This is a genomic window from Promicromonospora umidemergens, from assembly GCF_024171995.1.
Taxonomy (GTDB): domain Bacteria; phylum Actinomycetota; class Actinomycetes; order Actinomycetales; family Cellulomonadaceae; genus Promicromonospora; species Promicromonospora umidemergens.
Genome location: NZ_JAMTCT010000002.1, coordinates 361458 through 377356, shown reverse-complemented (window position 1 = coordinate 377356; position 15899 = coordinate 361458). Strand labels below are relative to the sequence as shown.

Here is a 15899-nt window from a genome sequence, read left to right as displayed (position 1 = left end):
CCGGACGGTGAGTGCGGGGTATCTGCTGGGTCAGCGACCATGGACCCAGCAGATACCCCGCACTCAGCGCGTCGCAGCGAAGCCGGCGAACGTCGTGCTCAGCCGGTGACGGAGGCTGATCATGTCCGGCGCCAGACTCGTGATGAGCACCGCATCGGGCGCCAGCCGCATGACGGCGGTGTCCGGCACGTCCGGGGAGACCGCGGCCGTGAAGAGGTCGAGGTTCGTGGTCGCGGGATCGACGACGACGATCGAGCCGAGTGCCTTCCGGTCGGCGACCACCGCCGGGCTGTTCCAGCCGGCGGACGCGGCTCCCACCGCCAGCTCCTGGTCGTACAGCGCCTCGCCGCTGCGGGTGACCCGCAGCCGCTGGGCGAAGTCGCCGGGCTCCTCGCCGTACCGACCGATCACCACCTCCTCCCGGGCGCACAGCCGAGCGCCCGGTGCCAGGTCGATCCGGCTGAGCCCGGCGTGCCGGCAGCCCGCCGCCGCGATCTGGGCGGCGGGCGACCAGACGAGCATCGCGTCAGCGCCCACCGAGATCGTGGTCTCGCTGAGCGACCGGGCGGCATGCGCCCCCGGCAGCACCAGGGACGCGGAGACCGCACCCAGCTGCAGGGCCGCGCCGTCGCCGACCTCGACGTCGAGCCGCCAGTGGTCGCCGCCCAGCGGCCCGGCAGCGCCCGCGGCGAGCCGGACCGTCACACCGTCGACCGGGTCGGCCCCCCACCGGGACAACCAGCCGGGCAGCCGCTCGCCGGTGGGCCGCAGCACCAGCGGCCCGTGCGAGCGCAGCCGGGACACGTGGCTCCGCGGCGTGTCCTGGGCGCCCGGACGCAGCCGTACCCCGAGCTTCGCGTGCGCGCGCATCAACGCTGGTGCTCGGCCAGCTTTTCGCGGATCCAGGCGGTCACCGTCGCGGCGGTCGGGTCTTCGGTCAGAGAGGTGAACAGTACCGGCAGGTCGCCCCGCTTGGCCTTGGCGTCGCGGTCCATCACGGCCAGGTCGGCGTGGACCATGGGCGCCAGGTCGATCTTGTTGATCACCAACAGGTCCGACGTCGATACGCCTGGCCCGCCCTTGCGCGGCACCTTGTCTCCGCCCGCGACATCGATGACAAAGATCTGCCGATGGATCAGGCCCCGGCTGAACGTCGCCGTGAGATTGTCCCCGCCGCTCTCGACCAGGACCAGGTCCAACGGCGGCAGCTTCTGCTCCAGCTCCTCGATCGCCTCCAGGTTGGTCGAGATGTCGTCCCGGATGGCGGTGTGCGGGCAGGCTCCGGTCTCCACCGCGGTGATCCGTTCGGACGGCAGGACGCCGTTGCGCAGCAGGAAGTCCGCGTCCTCGGTGGTGTAGATGTCGTTGGTGACGACCGCGATAGCCAGCTCAGGGTTGAGGGTCCGGCACAGCGCCGCGACCAACGCGGTCTTGCCGGACCCGACAGGTCCGCCGATGCCCACCCGCAACGCACGCCGGGTCTCGCGGCCCAGCGGCTCCAGGGTGTCGCGGTGGACGTGGGGCGGGGTCGCGCGCAGGGTGTGCGGGTCCTCGCCGCTCGGCCGGACCAGCACCGACGAGTCGTGCTCGTGCTCGTCGTGACGATCGTGCCCGTCGTGATCGTGCCCGTGGTGATGATCCTGACTGCGGTCGTGCTCGTGCTCGTGCTCGTGCTCGTGCTCGTGGTTGTGGTCGTGGTCGTGCTGGTCAGCTGGCAAAGAGACGCACCTCCCAGGTCGCATGGAACTCCGCCGAGACGTCGAGCAGGTATCCGGCACTGGCCGGCAGGGCGGACGCCGGGCCGTCGGCCGGCCCGGTTGCTTCGGACGCGACCCGGACGACCTCGGCGCCCAGCCGCGCGACGACCGCGTTGACGGCGAACGGGTCGAGGCCCAGCAGCCGGACCGCGGCGGTGGCCGGCCCGGCGATCGACTCCTGCGCCGCCGCGACCGCCGCGTGCGCGGGGGGCTGGCCGGCTGCCGCCGCCACGGCTCCCAGACCGACCGGCTGGTGCACGCCCTGGCCGGGAACGCTGGCGAGCCGGTCAAGTCCCTGATGCGGCCAGACCACCCGGCCGGTCCTGATCAGCTGACGGCCCAGGCGCCGCGACACCGTGCGCAGAACCGGCGACGGCGTGCGCGCGTCGAGCTCCCGGCCCAGCGGCGCCAGCCGGTCCAGCAGGCTCGCCCCCTGGTCGGCTGCCATCGCCTGGTGGAAGTACTGACAGGCCGCGGCAGTGAACGCCGCGGCGACCAGGCCGGTCGTCCGCAACCGGCCGATCAGGAACTCCTCCATCGCCGGTAGGTCGTTGATACCTTCCCGCTGGGCCGCGGCCTCGAACCCGCCCGAGTGTGCGTGCCCGCCGGTGGGGAAACGCCCGTCGGCCAGCTGCATCAGGGCGGGGAGCCCGGTCAGGTCGGCCATCGGGGTGCCCGTCTGAACAGTGCCCATCAGAACAGGAAGTAGCGTTGGGCCATCGGCAGATGGCTCGCGGGCTCGTGCTCGATCAGCTCGCCGTCGACCGTCACCGCGTACGTGTTGGCGTCGACCTCGATCCGCGGCAGGGCGGTGTTCTCCGGCAGGTCGGCCTTGGTACGTCCGCGGCAGTTCGCGATGGCCACCAGCGGCCGGTCGATGTCCAGCCGCTCCGCCAGCTTGTCCTCGATCGCGACCTCCGAGACGAACGCGAAGCTGGTCGCGGCGGCCGTCCGGGTGCCGACGCTGAACCCGAGCCGCTCGGACACCGGCTGCGGCGTCGGGATGGAGGCGTTCGGATCGCCGAGCGCGGCCACCGCGGCGAAGCCACCCTTGAACACGGCTGTCGGACGCACCCCGAACAGAGCCGGCTGCCAGAGCACGAAGTCCGCGAGCTTGCCGACCGCGATGGAGCCGATCTCCTGTTCCAGGCCGTGGGCCACCGCGGGGCAGATCGTGTACTTGGCGACGTACCGCCGGGCGCGGTGGTTGTCGGCGTGCCCGTCGCCGGGCAACGAGCCGCGAAGCTTCTTCATCTGGTGGGCGGTCTGCCAGGTCCGGATGACGACCTCGCCGATCCGGCCCATGGCCTGGGCGTCGGACGACATGATCGACAGCGCGCCGAGGTCCTGCAGCACGTCTTCTGCGGCGATGGTGCCGGCCCGGACCCGGCTCTCGGCGAAGGCCAGGTCGTTGGGGACCTGCGGGTTGAGGTGATGGGCCACCATCACCATGTCGAGGTGCTCGTCGACGGTGTTCACCGTGAACGGCCGGGTCGGGTTGGTCGAGGCGGGCAGCACGTTCGCCTCACCGGCGATCCGGATGATGTCGGGGGCATGGCCACCGCCCGCGCCCTCGGTGTGGAAGGAGTGGAACGTCCGACCAGCGACGGCACGCATCATGTCCTCGACGAAACCGGCCTCGTTGAGGGTGTCGGAATGGATGGCCACCTGGACCCCGGACTCGTCGGCGACGGTGAGCGCCGCGTCGATGACGGCGGGGGTGGCTCCCCAGTCCTCATGGACCTTGAAGCCGCCGACGCCGGCGCGCAGCTGTTCGTACATCGCCTCGTGGGACATCGTGTTGCCCCGGCCGAGCAGCAGGACGTTGACCGGCCAGCCGTCGAGGCTCTCCAGCATGCGCTCCATCCACCATGCGCCCGGCGTGGTGAGGGTCGCCTTCGAGCCCTCGGCCGGGCCGGTGCCGCCGCCGAGGACCGTCGTGGTCCCGGCGGCCAGGGCCACCTCCAGCATGTCGGGGCCGACCAGGTGGACGTGGGTGTCGATGGTGCCGGCGGTCATGATCAGGCCGTTGCCCGACATGATCTCGGTCGACGGCCCGATCACCAGGTCCGGGTGGACGCCGTCCATCGTGTCGGGGTTCCCGGACTTGCCGATCGCGGTGAACCGGCCGTCCCGCACGCCGACGTCCGCCTTGATGACGCCCCAGTGGTCCAGGATGACCACGCCGGTGACCACCAGGTCAGGAGTGCCCTCCGCCCGGGTCGCTGCCGACTGGCCCATGGACTCGCGGATCGACTTGCCGCCGCCGAACACCGCCTCGTCCCCGCCGGACCCCAGGTCCTCCTCGACCTCGATGAGGAGGTTGGTGTCGGCGAGCCGGATCCGGTCGCCGACGGTCGGCCCGTACGAGGCGACATACTCGGAGCGCGAGATCTCAGGCATCGAGGCTCCCCCCACACAGGCCGCGCAGGCCACGGACGATCCGTCTGCCCCGGATCGGCACGAGCTGGACCTCTTCGGCGGCTCCGGGCTCGAACCGTACCGAGCCCCCGGACACGACGTTCAGCCGCTGCCCCCACGCGGCCTGACGGTCGAGCTGCAGCGCCGCGTTGACCTCGGCGAAATGGAAGTGCGAGCCCACCTGGATCGGCCGGTCCGCGGTGTTCTCCACCCGGATCGTGGTGACAGGCATCCCCACGTTGATCGGCACGTCGTCCTTGGCATGGAGGATCTCGCCGGGGATCAGCGGGTCGGCGTCCCGCAACAGCCGGTCGGACTGTCGGCGTGCGGCCTGGCGTTCGCCGGTTCCTGCCCTGCGCGGCTCGCTGGGGCCGCTCGGTCCGGACGACCGGGACGGTGCCGCACTGTCGGAGTCGTCCGTGGGGTAGTCGCGGCCCGGGTCGTCCGAGGCGTGCTGCTGCCGGGTGGGGCGCCGGCCCGGGTCGAGCTGCGGGTTCGCGAACGGGTTGCCGCTGCGGTCGGTCATTGGATCGGCGCCGTCACGGTGACGAGCTTGGTGCCGTCGGGGAACGTCGCCTCGACCTGTACCTGGGCGAGCATCTCCGGGACGCCTTCCATCACGTCGTCGCGGCCCAGGACGTGCCGGCCGGCTTCCATGAGGTCGGCCACGGAGTCGCCGTCCCGCGCGCCCTCCAGCAGGAACCCCGTGATGACGGCGGTGGCCTCGGGGAAGTTGAGCTTCAGCCCTCGGTCCTTGCGTTCCAGCGCCAGCTTTCCGGCCGCGTAGATCATCAGCCGTTCTTGTTCGTGCACGCTCAGAAACATGAAACCTCCCGGCGCCGGCGGCGGTTCGATCTCCGGCTCAACGTAGCACCGGGCGGCCGGGGCGGCAGGGCCAGCGGCTCTGCCGCCCCGGTGGAGCGGGTCCTAGACGACCGCCCCGAGGAGGAGCACCACCAGGAGTGCGACGACCGACAGCACCGACTCCATGAGGGTCCAGGTCTTGAACGTCTGGCCCACCGTCATGCCGAAGTACTCCTTGACGAGCCAGAAACCGGCGTCGTTCACGTGGGAGAGGAACACGGAGCCCGCGCCGATGGCGAGCACGAGCAGCGCCGCGTGGGTGGGCTCGAGGCCGGTGGCGAGGGGCGCCATGATGCCGGCGGCGGTGATGGTCGCGACGGTGGCGGAACCGGTGGCGATGCGGATCAGCGCGGCGACGAGCCAGCCGGCCAGGAGTGGGGTGATCCCGGCGTCGGCGATGCCGGAGGCGATGACCTCGCCCACGCCCGAGTCCACGAGCGTCTGCTTGAAGCCGCCACCGGCGCCGACGATGAGCAGGATCCCGGCGATCGGCGCGAACGACGAGCCGACCAGGTCACCGAGCTGCTGACGCGTGCGCCCGACGGCGGTGCCGAAGGCGAACAGCGCGAAGAGCGCCGTGAGCAGCAGGGCGACGAGCGGCTCGCCGAGGAACTCCAGCACGGTCCCGTAGCCCGTCTCGGTGGCACCGGCGATCTCGACGACGGAGCGCGCCAGCATGAGCAGCACCGGCAGGAGCACGACCAGCACCGACATGCCGAAGGTGGGCTTGCGCAGGCCGGCGGTGGCGTTCGGCAGGCCGGCGTCGTCGGACATGCCAAGGATGCTGACCGGCGGCGCGAGCCGCACCCAGCGGGTGAGCGGGACGGCCAGCAGGGGGCCGGCGACGATCACGGTCGGGACAGCGACGAGCAGGCCGAGCCCGAGGGTGATGCCCAGGTCGGCACCGAGCGCCTCGATCGCCAGCAGCGGCCCCGGGTGCGGCGGCACCAGGCCGTGCAGCGCGGAGAGCCCGGCGAGTGCCGGGATGCCGACCAGGACGGGGTTGGTGCGCATGCGGCGCGCCACGATCATCACGACCGGGATGAGCAGCACGACGCCCACCTCGAAGAACAGGGGGATGCCGACTACGAAGGCGATGAGCGCCATGGCCCAGGGCAGTCGTTTGGCCGGGGTCCGGTCGAGGATCGTGTCGACGATGCGGTCGGCGCCGCCCGAGTCGATGAGCAGCTTGCCGATGATCGCGCCGAGCGCGATGAGCACGCCGACCCCGGCGACCGTCGACCCGAGGCCCGCGGAGAAGCTGGTGAACGTGTCGGTGAGGCCGATGCCCGCCGTCACCGCGAGCACGCCCGACCCGAGCACCAGGGCCAGGAACGGGTGCATCTTGAGCCAGACGATGAGCACGATGATGACGGCGATACCGGCCACCGCGGCGATGACGAGCTGTGGCGTTGAGGCCGTCGGGGCGGCGTCGGCCGCCTGGGGGAGGGCGGCCGCTGCTACGGCGCCCTGGGCGAGCAGGTCGGTGTGGAGCATCAGCGGTCCTCGGGCTCGGTGCGGGGCCCGGCAGCGGCCGGTGCGACGGGCTCGCGCGCGCCGGCGGGCTCGTCCAGGAGGCGCAGGACCTCGTCGACGATCTGGTCCGGCCGCGGGCCGATGTCGACGGCCGTACCCGGCTCGTCGTCGGCGAGCGGCTCCAGCGTGGCGAGCTGGCTGTCGAGCATCTTGGGCTTCATGAAGTGCCCGGCGCGGCCCTGGATGCGCTCGCGGAGCAGGTCGTACGAACCGGTGAGGTGCACGAACCGCACGTCGCCGGCGGTCTCCAGCAGGTCGCGGTAGCTCCGCCGGAGCGCGCTGCACGGCACCACCGCGCTGCGTCCTTCGCCGAGCTCCGCCGCGAACCAGTCCCGGATCCCGCGCAGCCACGGCCAGCGGTCGTCGTCGTCCAGCGGGTGGCCGGCGGCCATCTTGGCGACGTTCGCGGGCGAGTGGAAGTCGTCGCCCTCCGCGAACGACGCGCCGAGGCGGCCGGCCAGGAGGGCGGCGACGGTCGTCTTGCCCGAACCGGCCACGCCCATGACGACGATCGCCCTGGGTCTGCGGTCCGCCCCGCCGCTCGGTGTCTCAGCTGTGTGGGTCGAGAACATCGCTGTCTCGGTGACTTCTGTGTCCATGCACCCATCCTCACCCATTGGTGACACCATTAACGCGTGATTCATGTCACCAATAGGCGGCGCGCCGACGGCGGCCCGGCACCGCCCTATTCTTGGACGATGCCCCCAGTGCTGCACAGCCCAGTCCTCGAGGCCCTGGGCCGCCGCATCACCGGTGGTGAGCTGTCTGCAGGGGCGGTGCTGACGCTGGACGGGATCGGCGCCGAGTTCGAGGTGTCGCGCACGGTGGCGCGCGAGGCGATGCGGCTGCTCGAGGCGCTCGGCCTGGTCCGTTCCGGCCCGCGCGTCGGCATCGTCGTCCTGCCTCACGACGCCTGGAACGTGCTCGACCCCCGGGTCATCGAGTGGCGGCTGGCCGGGCCGGGTCGCGCCTCGCAGCTGCGCTCGCTCACCGAGCTGCGCCAGGCGGTCGAACCCCTCGCCGCGGCGTGCGCGGCGCGCGGCGCCTCAGCCGCCGTCCGCGACGAGCTGGTCGCGACCGCACGCCGGCTGCGCGAGCTCGGAGAGGCCGGGCACGGCGACGGCGAGGAGTTCCTCGCGCTGGACATCCGGCTGCACGAGCTCCTCATGCGGTCCAGCGGCAACGAGCTGTTCAGCGCGCTCGCCGACGTCGTCGCCGTCGTCATCTCCGGGCGCACCCACCTCGGCCTGATGCCCGCCCACCCCGAGCCGGAGGCCCTGGACGCGCACGAGGCGGTGGCGCTCGCCGTCGCCAGGGGCGACGGCGCGGCCGCCGAGGAGGCGATGGCGCGGATCGTCCGCGAGGTGCGCGGGGCACTCGGTTAGACCTTCGCCCGACGGCGCGACCGCTTAATCGTTGTGAGCCCTGGGCAGGCCTACCCCCGGTGCACCAGAATGTCGCCGTGCCCCTGACCCACCGGCCCCGACGGCTCCGCGACGCGCGGGGCCCCGTCGTGGCGTCGGCGGCGACGGCGGCCGCGCTGCTCTCCCACCTCCTGGGGGGCGGCGCGATGCCGGGCTGGCTCGGGATCCTCGTGCCGTGGGTGCTGTCGCTGACGCTGTGCACGGCGCTCGCGGCCCGCCGGGTGTCGCTGTGGCGGACGACGACGTCCGTCGTGGCGAGCCAGGTCCTGTTCCACACGCTGTTCGTGGCGGGTGCTCCGGGAACGTCGGCTGCCGCTGGAGCCGTGGCGGCGGGCCATCCGACGGGGCATCCGACGGGGCACGGCCTGCACGGCGCGCTCGCGCCGTCGTCGGCCGGGGCCGCGCCCTTCTCCCTGACCGGCTCCTTGATCGGCGCGGACGCGACCATGTGGTGCTGGCACGGCCTCGCGGCGGCGGTGACCGTGGCCGCCCTGTACAGCAGCGAGTGCGTGCTGTCCCGCCTGCGGGAGCTGGCCGGGCGCACGGCCGACTGGCTGCGCCACCGCCTCGCCGCCCCGGCGGGCGCAGTCCCGCTGTTCCCCGTCGTGCGCGTGACGGCGCCCGACTGGTTCACCGGTTCCGTACCCGCTCGTCCTGAGGTGTCGGAGTCGCGACGGCGGGGACCGCCGGCCGTGCTCGCGATCTGACCTCTTCCGAGCACCGACCAGCTCTGCCGCGCCCGCCGTCCTGCCTGGACGCGCCCGGGCGGGAGCCGTCGGTGCTGCCCTCAGGACCCGAAAGCGACACCCATCATGACCACCACCGTCTCCGCCACACCCGAGAGCGACCGGGAGCACCCGCCACCGCCCGGACCCAGCCGGCCCGAGGGGCGCCCCCGCTGGTTCGGCGCCCTGCTGCTCCGGCTGCACTTCTACGCCGGTCTCCTCGTGGGCCCGTTCATCCTCGTCGCCGCGGTCAGCGGCGCGCTGTACGCCCTGACACCCGCGATCGAGCAGGGTGTCTACCAGCACGAGCTGCACGCCCCCGTCACGGACACGCGGCTGACCCTGGCCGAGCAGACCGAGATCGCCCGCAGCCACATCGGCGACGCCGCGGCGACGCCGACGGCGGTGCGCCCTGCCCCCGAGCCCGGGGACACCACCCGGATCATGTTCGCCGACGACGAGCTCGGCGAGAGCGAGTCCCGCGCCGTGTTCGTCGACCCCGGCACCGGTGAGGTCCGCGGCGACCTCACCGTCTACGGCACCAGCGGCGCCCTGCCGCTGCGCACCTGGCTCGACCAGCTGCACCGCAACCTCCACCTCGGCGACGTCGGCCGGCTCTACAGCGAGCTCGCCGCCTCCTGGCTCGGGATCGTGGCGCTCGCGGGCCTCGGGCTCTGGATCCGGCGCATCCGGAAGTCCCGCACCAAGAAGGACTTCGTGCGGCCCGGCCGCGGGCGCTCCGGCTACCGGCGCCTGTTCACCTGGCACACCTCCGTCGGCATCTGGGTGCTGCTCGGGGCGTTGTTCCTCTCGGCGACGGGTATCACCTGGTCGCAGCACGCTGGCAGCAACGTGGACACCCTGCGGGCGGCGTTCGACTGGGGGACGCCCGCGGTGGACGCGCGGCTGCCGGGCGGTGGCGCGGAGCAGGGCGCGGCGGAGGACGACGGCGGAGGGGAGCACGCCCACCACGGGGGCGCCGACGAGACCGGCGGGACCGGCGGGGCCGGTGGGGCTGGTGGCGCTGCTGATCCCGCCATGCTCGACGCCGTCCTCGCGACCGCACAGGCGGTGAACATCAACACCGGCCTGGTCGAGATCACGCCGCCGACCGAGCCAGGTACCGCCTGGGTGGTGCAGGAGATCCAGCGCAGCTACCCGACCGAGGTCGACGCGGTGGCGGTCGACCCCGACACGATGCAGGTCCTCCACCGCGTCGACTTCGCCGAGTTCCCGCTGGCGGCGAAGCTCGCCCGGTGGGGGATCGACGCGCACATGGGCTCGCTGTTCGGCCTGCCCAACCAGCTGGTGCTGTTCCTGCTCGCGAGCGGCATCGCCACGATGGTGGTGCTGGGCTACCTCATGTGGTGGAAGCGGCGTCCGACGCGCGAGCCGCGCACGCTGGGCGGGACCCCGCCGCAGCGGGGCGTGCTGCGTGGTGCGCCGTGGTGGGGGATCGCCGCCGTGCTCGGCGCGGCCGTCGCCATCGGCTGGTGGCTGCCGCTGGTCGGCTGGACGCTCGCCGGGTTCGTCGTCGCGGACGTCCTCGTCGGCCTCCTCAGAAGGCCGGGCCGGTCGGGGGCCGGTCGGGGGTGAGGTGAGCCCAGGGCGTAGGTGCCGGGTCTGCTGAAGATCGTTCACCCTGGCCCCGCCAGATTCACCAGAGCCGAACAGTTCAGGTGAGCTGGCGGAGACCAGCCTGAGGTGAACAGGATTCAGCCCACCCGGCACCTGCCACAACAGCACACCGTGCCCCAGCCACTCCGGCAGGCCAGTTGGCCCGGCCGGCCGGCCACTCCGGCCGGCAGGGCGTCAGCCGCGGTCGCGAAGCATGCGCTCGCCGGCGTCGACGTAGGCCTCGAAGAGGTCGGTCACCGCGTCCAGGCGGCTCGCGGCGCGGGCGTCCTCCGTGAGGCTCCGGCCCGACCGGAGGGTGCGGATGAACGCGCGGGAACGTTCCTGGCTGGCCGCGAGCAGCTGCTCGAAGCCGCCGGCTGCCTCGATGAGCAGCCGGCGGCTCCCGGCCTGCGGGATCGTCCGGGCCAGACCCCAGGAGACCAGCTCCCGCATGGCGGTGCTGACCGCGCCGGCGCTGAGCCCGAGCCCGACACGGAGCTCGTCGGACGACGCCGGGGTAGCGCGGACCAGCAGGTAGCCGTAGGTGCGCCCGGTGGACCGGGAGAGGTTCCAGGACGCGAGGATGTCGCCCATCGCGTTGACGAACTGGTCGCGCTCCTCGGCGTGCTTATCGGTCATGGCGTGGCCGGGCTCTCGCCGGTCCTTGCGCCCATGGTCGCCAGGAGGGCCAGAAGAATGTCGTTCACGGCGTCGGGTGCGTCGAGCGTGACGATGTGCCCCGCGTCCGCGACGACGTGCTCGGGGACGCCCTCGGCCGCGGCCCAGCGGGGCATGGCGGTGGCGATGTTCCCCGTGCGGTCCTCAGCGCCCCTGATGAGGCCGAGCGGGACCGGCGTGCGGTAGCCCGGCTGCGGGTCGACGAGGCTGACGGTGGCCCGCCAGACGTCGAGGAACGTCTCCTTCGGCATCCGCGCGAACAGCGCCTCCGACTGCGCGACCGCCGCAGGGTGCACGGCCGAGGCGCGGGCCATCAGGCCGGGCAGCCGGGACGCCGGGATCGCCGAGAGCATGGGTGCGGCAAAATGGAGCGCCAGCCGTTCGAGGCGGCCGAGCGGGCCGGCGTTCCAGGCCGAGTCGAGCACCACGAGGCCGCCGACCCGCTCCGGCGCTCTCCGCACGAGCGCCTGCGCGAGGTTGCCGCCCAGTGAGTGGCCGACGAGCACCGGCCGGTCGCGCCGGAGGTCGTCGGCCCCCGGGATGCCGGGCGCGTGCTCGTCCAGCCCGAGCCGGTCGAGCAGCGCCGCCAGGTCGTCGAGCGCGTCGTCGGCGGTGAACCGGGTGCCGGCGTCCAGCGCGGAGGCGCCGTGCCCGCGCAGGTCCCAGACGATCACGCGGTAGCCGGCGTCGCGCAGCACCGGGAGCTGGGGCTCGAACATCGTGTGGTCGACACCGGCGCCGTGGCTGAGCACCACGGGGCGCCCTGGGCCACCGGAGTCGGCGAACCGGATCGTGGCGCCGGGCCGTGGGAGGGACTCGGTCAGATTCACCATTCTCTGAATATAGTGCAGGTTGGCGAGGGCGGGGTGCCAAGAGCGCCCGGGTCAGTGCATGGCGGCCATCAGCGGGAGCCGCACGGCGGGCGGCAGCGGCCCGACGGCCGGGCGGGCGCTGATCGACTGGATAGCCAGCGCCGCGAACCGGCGCGACGACGCCGCGGCGGCCTCACGCGAAGCGGCCCGGATGCCGGAGTTGGCCATGATCAGCATGATCAGGTCGTCCAGCACGAAGTCGCGGCGCAGGTCGCCGGAGTCCTTGGCGCGCTGGACCAGCTCGGCCAGCGACCGCAGGACCCGGGTGCGCTCCTCGGTGAAGTCGACGGCCCGAGGGAAGGCCGTGACGAACGCGGCGGTGAAGCCCCGGTCGAGGGCGTGCAGGACGCACACCTGCTCGATCACCGTGCGAAGCCCGCGCCACGCGTCGGGATCCGCGAGGCCGTCCTCGGCGATCGTGGTGCACCGCACCATCTGCTCGCCGAACGCCTCGGTGACCAGCGCCTCCTTGGTAGGGAAGCGCCGGTACAGCGTCGCCGGGCCGACGCCGGCGCGCCGCGCCACCTCACGCATCGAGACGCCGATGCCCTCCGCCGCGAACGTCGTGCGGGCCACCTGGAGGATGCGCTCGCGGTTGTCGCGCGCGTCGGAACGCAGGTCGCGCGGGGGCCGGGCAGGTTCGGGCGGCCGGGGGGCGGACCCATCGGGGCCAGACGTCCCAGGGACGGGCGCCGAGGTCAAAGGGGTCGTCATCGCACTCACTTCGCCGAAACGGACAGGTTGTTCCACTAGTGTCCCGACCATGATCGCACCGGCCCGCCGTCAGCTCTGCAGCAGCACCTTGATCGCGCGCCGCTCGTCCATCGCGCGGTAGGCGTCGGCCACCTCGGACAGCGGCAGGGTGAGGTCGAAGACCTTCCCCGGGTCGATCTCGCGCTTCCACACCAGGTCCAGGAGGTGCGGAAGATAGGCCCGCACCGGGGCGACCCCGCCGCGGATGCCCTTGTTCCCCCAGAAGAGGGTGTCGGTGGGCAGGTCCCCGTGCGGCACGCCGACCAGGCCGATCGTGCCGCCGGGGCGCACCAGCTCCACCGACTGCGCCCGGGCCTCCTCGGTGCCGACGCACTCCAGCACCGCGTCGGCGCCGATGCCCTCGGTGAGCTCGAGCACCTGCGCCAGGCCCTGCTCGCCGCGCTCCGCGACGATGTGGGTCGCGCCGAACTCCTCGGCCACCTTCTGGCGGGACTCGTGCCGGCTCATCGCGATGATCGTGGTGGCGCCGAGCTGCGCAGCGGCCAGCACCCCGCTCAGCCCGACGGCGCCGTCGCCCACCACCACGACGCTCGAGCCCGGCCCGACCCCGGCGGAGACCGCCGCGTGCCAGCCGGTGCACATCACGTCGGAGAGGCTCAGCAGGCTCGGGATCAGCTCGGCGTCCGGCTCGCCGGGGGTGGCGAGCAGGGTGCCGTCCGCGTTCGGGATGCGGATCTTCTCGGCCTGGCAGCCGTCGAACCCGCCCCCGTGCAGGCAGTTGGCCTGCATGCCCTTGCGGCACACCGCGCAGGTGTTGTCGCTGTGCTTGAACCCGCCGACCACGAAGTCTCCCGGCTTGACCGTGGTGACCGCGGTACCGATCTCCTCGACGACGCCGACGTACTCGTGGCCGATCGGAGTGGGCCGCTTGACCCGTGAGATACCTCGGTAGCGCCACAGGTCCGAGCCGCAGACGCAGGAGGCGACGGTACGGACGACGGCGTCGGTGGGCTCCACGATGACGGGGTCGGGCCGCTCCTCGAAGCGGACGTCCCCAGGGCCATGAATGATTGCTCCTCGCATGCGCCCATTCAACACGCTCCGGAGCCGTGCGCGGGGCCGGGGCCGGGCGCCGGGCGCCGGGCCGGGCACGAGTGGTCGGCAATCCGTCAGGTGGTCGGCAGCTCGGGCTGCCGACTACCTGACGAACTGACGACCACAGCTGGTGCTCAGACCCAGTCAGACCGCCGCGCGGACCACGTCGGCCAGCGGCGTGGCCGGGCGGCCCAGGAGGCGGGCCAGATCGTCGCTGCCGGTCGCCAGGTCGCCCGCGGCGATCGAGGCGTCGATGCCGGCCACGAACCCGGCGGTGCCGGCGTCGAGCCCGTGCTGCTGCAGCTCGGCCTCGTAGTCCGCCACGGAGAGGTCGCGGTAGGCCACCTTGGTGCCCGTGACGTCGCTGATCGTCGCGGCGAGCTCGGCGAAGTCGAACGCTGGCCCGCCGAGCTCGTGGACGACGTCGCCGTCGGAGTCGGCCAGGAGCGCCGCCGCAGCCGCTGCCGCGAAGTCGGCGCGCGGGGCGGCCGAGACCTTGCCGCCGGCTGCTGCGCCCACGATCTCGCCCCGCTGGCGGTACTGCTCCAGCTGCTCGGTGTAGTTCTCGGTGTACCAGCCGTTGCGCAGCAGGGTGACGGGGATGCCGGACGCGCGCAGCACCTGCTCGGTGGCCTGGTGCTCGCCCGCGAGCGGGTTGGTGGTGTCGTCCGCCTTCAGGATGCTGGTGTAGGTGATGCGCTCCACGCCGGCGACCTTCGCGGCGTCGACCACCGCGGTGTGCTGGGCCACGCGCCCACCCGGCTCGCTCCCGGAGATCAGCAGCAGCCGCTGCACGCCCGCCAGGGCCGCCGGCAGGGTCTCGGGGCGCGAGTAGTCGCCCTCGCGCACCTGGACGCCACGCTCGGCGAGGTCGGCGGCCTTGCTGGGCGTGCGGACCACGGCGACCAGGTCGGCGGCGGGGACACCGCGGGACAGGAGCTCCTCGACGACGAGGCGTCCGAGGCGTCCGGTGGCTCCGGTGACGGCGTAGACGGTCATGACACTCTCCATTGCTTGGGTAGTTGCGATCGGCTAGCACTAACGAATCGAAAGTACACCATATTCCGAGCGTGGAGCGGTACCCTGGTCCCGTGAGCATCGCCGACCTGGAGCCCGAGGGCCTGGAGCCCGACGGCCTGGAGCCCGACGGCCTGGAGCCCGACGGCCCGCCAGGGGACGGCCGCGCCGTCGGACCCCCGCAGGAGCTGGTGACCGACGTCTTCGCGCGCGGCTGCACCTCGCGGGCCGCGTTCGAGGTCGTCACGTCCAAGTGGGCCTCGCTCGCCCTGCTCGCGCTCGGGGAGGGCGGCTACCGGTTCAACGCGCTGCGCCGCCGCGTCGAGGGGGTCAGCGAGAAGATGCTGTCCCAGACGTTGCAGGCCCTGGAACGGGACGGCATGGTCGCGCGCGACGTCGTCACGACGATCCCGCCCCGCGTGGAGTACTCGCTGACGCCGCTCGGCGAACGGGTGACCCAGAAGCTGCGGGCCCTCGCCGATCTCCTGGAGGAGACGGCGGCCGAGGGTGCGTGGTCACCGGCGCAGGAGTCCGACGCCGCGGCGGCGGCCGGAGCCATCACGGACCGCTGACCCCGCTCGGGTCAGGTGCCGCCGCCGGCCAGGTCGAGGCCCCACGCCGTCCGGACCAGCTCCCGCCCTGCCGCGGTGACGTCCAGCCCGCGACCGGACCGGTGACGGGCGACCCATCCAGCGGAGAGGAACCGGGAGCCGACCGCGGTGCCCAGCGCCCCCGCCAGGTGGGGACGCCGCTCGGTCCAGTCGAGGCACGCCCGCGTCGTGGCGCGGCGGGCGGTGACGGCGCCGTCGACGTCCACCCCGACCTCCCGCAGGCCGACGGCACCGGCACCGGTCAGGGCGAGCTCGTCCCGGCCGGCGAGCTAGCCGGACCGGACCCAGGCGTCGGTCAGGCCGGTGCCGAGCCGCCCGGCGAGGTGGTCGTAGCAGAACCGCGCGGCGGCCAGGTACTCGGCCCGTCGACTCCGCCGGTAGCCGGAGACGGGCGCGGCGTCGGTGAGCACGCCGAGGGACTCCAGGGCCGTGGCGACCTCGCCCCCAGCGACGGAGTAGTAGCGGTGCCGCCCGCGGCGCTGGCAGGTCACCAGGCCTGCGCCCACCAGGACACGAGCGACCATGACACGAGCGACCATGACCCGGCAGACCATGACCCGGCAGACCA

The 15899-nt window shown here is 73.1% G+C and carries 18 protein-coding genes and 1 pseudogene; 4 read left to right on the top strand and 15 right to left on the bottom strand.

What is annotated here, in order from left to right:
• Window positions 1-63 precede the first annotated feature (63 nt).
• The 8 genes from APR04_RS05290 to APR04_RS05255 form a co-directional block, all read right to left on the bottom strand.
• Window positions 64-870, bottom strand: coding sequence for an urease accessory protein UreD (locus APR04_RS05290; protein WP_253868351.1), 807 nt, complete (start codon window positions 868-870; stop codon window positions 64-66).
• On the bottom strand, window positions 870-1718 hold the full coding sequence (gene ureG / locus APR04_RS05285; protein ID WP_253868350.1) for an urease accessory protein UreG: 849 nt from the start codon (window positions 1716-1718) through the stop codon (window positions 870-872). Before ureG ends, APR04_RS05290 begins: the two co-directional genes overlap by 1 nt.
• The gene (locus APR04_RS05280; RefSeq protein WP_253868349.1) at window positions 1708-2451 is read right to left on the bottom strand and encodes an urease accessory protein UreF; all 744 of its coding nucleotides are present in this window, start codon (window positions 2449-2451) and stop codon (window positions 1708-1710) included. The genes ureG and APR04_RS05280 overlap by 11 nt, the downstream gene beginning before the upstream one ends.
• Window positions 2451-4160: an urease subunit alpha gene (locus APR04_RS05275; protein WP_253868348.1), complete on the bottom strand. Its 1710-nt coding sequence runs from the start codon at window positions 4158-4160 to the stop codon at window positions 2451-2453. The genes APR04_RS05280 and APR04_RS05275 overlap by 1 nt, the downstream gene beginning before the upstream one ends.
• Complete coding sequence (locus APR04_RS05270) at window positions 4153-4704, bottom strand: urease subunit beta (protein WP_253868347.1); 552 nt, start codon at window positions 4702-4704, stop codon at window positions 4153-4155. The genes APR04_RS05275 and APR04_RS05270 overlap by 8 nt, the downstream gene beginning before the upstream one ends.
• On the bottom strand, window positions 4701-5003 hold the full coding sequence (locus tag APR04_RS05265; RefSeq protein ID WP_253868346.1) for an urease subunit gamma: 303 nt from the start codon (window positions 5001-5003) through the stop codon (window positions 4701-4703). Before APR04_RS05265 ends, APR04_RS05270 begins: the two co-directional genes overlap by 4 nt.
• Before the next feature lie 102 nt (window positions 5004-5105).
• Window positions 5106-6539, bottom strand: coding sequence for a GntT/GntP/DsdX family permease (locus APR04_RS05260; protein ID WP_253868345.1), 1434 nt, complete (start codon window positions 6537-6539; stop codon window positions 5106-5108).
• Window positions 6539-7150, bottom strand: coding sequence for a gluconokinase (locus APR04_RS05255; RefSeq protein ID WP_253868505.1), 612 nt, complete (start codon window positions 7148-7150; stop codon window positions 6539-6541). The genes APR04_RS05260 and APR04_RS05255 overlap by 1 nt, the downstream gene beginning before the upstream one ends.
• Before the next feature lie 126 nt (window positions 7151-7276).
• Between APR04_RS05255 and APR04_RS05250 the strand changes: the two genes are divergently transcribed.
• From APR04_RS05250 to APR04_RS05240, 3 genes are all read left to right on the top strand, one after another.
• On the top strand, window positions 7277-7963 hold the full coding sequence (locus APR04_RS05250) for a FadR/GntR family transcriptional regulator (protein WP_253868344.1): 687 nt from the start codon (window positions 7277-7279) through the stop codon (window positions 7961-7963).
• A gap of 77 nt (window positions 7964-8040) precedes the next feature.
• Window positions 8041-8709 (top strand): hypothetical protein, encoded by a 669-nt coding sequence (locus APR04_RS05245; RefSeq protein WP_253868343.1) that lies wholly within the window; start codon window positions 8041-8043, stop codon window positions 8707-8709.
• A 105-nt stretch (window positions 8710-8814) separates the two neighbouring features.
• On the top strand, window positions 8815-10323 hold the full coding sequence (locus tag APR04_RS05240) for a PepSY-associated TM helix domain-containing protein (protein ID WP_253868342.1): 1509 nt from the start codon (window positions 8815-8817) through the stop codon (window positions 10321-10323).
• 216 nt (window positions 10324-10539) lie between these two features.
• Here the strand turns inward: APR04_RS05240 and APR04_RS05235 are convergent, their stop codons facing one another.
• From APR04_RS05235 to APR04_RS05215, 5 genes are all read right to left on the bottom strand, one after another.
• Window positions 10540-10983: a GbsR/MarR family transcriptional regulator gene (locus APR04_RS05235; protein ID WP_253868341.1), complete on the bottom strand. Its 444-nt coding sequence runs from the start codon at window positions 10981-10983 to the stop codon at window positions 10540-10542.
• Window positions 10980-11855 (bottom strand): alpha/beta fold hydrolase, encoded by an 876-nt coding sequence (locus tag APR04_RS05230; RefSeq protein WP_253868340.1) that lies wholly within the window; start codon window positions 11853-11855, stop codon window positions 10980-10982. Before APR04_RS05230 ends, APR04_RS05235 begins: the two co-directional genes overlap by 4 nt.
• A gap of 51 nt (window positions 11856-11906) precedes the next feature.
• Window positions 11907-12608 (bottom strand): TetR/AcrR family transcriptional regulator, encoded by a 702-nt coding sequence (locus APR04_RS05225; RefSeq protein ID WP_253868339.1) that lies wholly within the window; start codon window positions 12606-12608, stop codon window positions 11907-11909.
• Window positions 12609-12677: 69 nt separating this feature from the next.
• On the bottom strand, window positions 12678-13691 hold the full coding sequence (locus APR04_RS05220; RefSeq protein ID WP_253868338.1) for a zinc-dependent alcohol dehydrogenase family protein: 1014 nt from the start codon (window positions 13689-13691) through the stop codon (window positions 12678-12680).
• Between the two features lie 156 nt (window positions 13692-13847).
• Complete coding sequence (locus APR04_RS05215) at window positions 13848-14702, bottom strand: SDR family oxidoreductase (protein ID WP_253868337.1); 855 nt, start codon at window positions 14700-14702, stop codon at window positions 13848-13850.
• A 92-nt stretch (window positions 14703-14794) separates the two neighbouring features.
• Here APR04_RS05215 and APR04_RS05210 point away from each other — a divergent pair, with 92 nt between their 5' ends.
• Window positions 14795-15292, top strand: coding sequence for a winged helix-turn-helix transcriptional regulator (locus tag APR04_RS05210; protein WP_253868336.1), 498 nt, complete (start codon window positions 14795-14797; stop codon window positions 15290-15292).
• A gap of 11 nt (window positions 15293-15303) precedes the next feature.
• On the opposite strand, the gene APR04_RS05205 is transcribed toward APR04_RS05210, so the two are convergent.
• The gene (locus APR04_RS05205; protein ID WP_253868335.1) at window positions 15304-15537 is read right to left on the bottom strand and encodes a hypothetical protein; all 234 of its coding nucleotides are present in this window, start codon (window positions 15535-15537) and stop codon (window positions 15304-15306) included.
• Window positions 15538-15600: 63 nt separating this feature from the next.
• Window positions 15601-15899: pseudogene (locus tag APR04_RS05200) on the bottom strand (hypothetical protein); the annotation flags it as partial.

What these genes read in the sequence shown, in the direction of transcription:
- APR04_RS05265 (WP_253868346.1), bottom strand. Translation starts at nt 5,003, where the DNA reads ATGTTTCTGAGCGTGCACGAACAAGAACGGCTGATGATCTACGCGGCC.
- APR04_RS05225 (WP_253868339.1), bottom strand. Translation starts at nt 12,608, where the DNA reads ATGACGACCCCTTTGACCTCGGCGCCCGTCCCTGGGACGTCTGGCCCC.
- APR04_RS05270 (WP_253868347.1), bottom strand. Translation starts at nt 4,704, where the DNA reads ATGACCGACCGCAGCGGCAACCCGTTCGCGAACCCGCAGCTCGACCCG.
- APR04_RS05220 (WP_253868338.1), bottom strand. Translation starts at nt 13,691, where the DNA reads ATGCGAGGAGCAATCATTCATGGCCCTGGGGACGTCCGCTTCGAGGAG.
- APR04_RS05240 (WP_253868342.1), top strand. Translation starts at nt 8,815, where the DNA reads ATGACCACCACCGTCTCCGCCACACCCGAGAGCGACCGGGAGCACCCG.
- APR04_RS05215 (WP_253868337.1), bottom strand. Translation starts at nt 14,702, where the DNA reads ATGACCGTCTACGCCGTCACCGGAGCCACCGGACGCCTCGGACGCCTC.
- APR04_RS05235 (WP_253868341.1), bottom strand. Translation starts at nt 10,983, where the DNA reads ATGACCGATAAGCACGCCGAGGAGCGCGACCAGTTCGTCAACGCGATG.
- APR04_RS05280 (WP_253868349.1), bottom strand. Translation starts at nt 2,451, where the DNA reads ATGGGCACTGTTCAGACGGGCACCCCGATGGCCGACCTGACCGGGCTC.
- APR04_RS05275 (WP_253868348.1), bottom strand. Translation starts at nt 4,160, where the DNA reads ATGCCTGAGATCTCGCGCTCCGAGTATGTCGCCTCGTACGGGCCGACC.
- APR04_RS05290 (WP_253868351.1), bottom strand. Translation starts at nt 870, where the DNA reads ATGCGCGCGCACGCGAAGCTCGGGGTACGGCTGCGTCCGGGCGCCCAG.
- APR04_RS05260 (WP_253868345.1), bottom strand. Translation starts at nt 6,539, where the DNA reads ATGCTCCACACCGACCTGCTCGCCCAGGGCGCCGTAGCAGCGGCCGCC.
- APR04_RS05230 (WP_253868340.1), bottom strand. Translation starts at nt 11,855, where the DNA reads ATGGTGAATCTGACCGAGTCCCTCCCACGGCCCGGCGCCACGATCCGG.
- APR04_RS05255 (WP_253868505.1), bottom strand. Translation starts at nt 7,150, where the DNA reads ATGTTCTCGACCCACACAGCTGAGACACCGAGCGGCGGGGCGGACCGC.
- APR04_RS05250 (WP_253868344.1), top strand. Translation starts at nt 7,277, where the DNA reads ATGCCCCCAGTGCTGCACAGCCCAGTCCTCGAGGCCCTGGGCCGCCGC.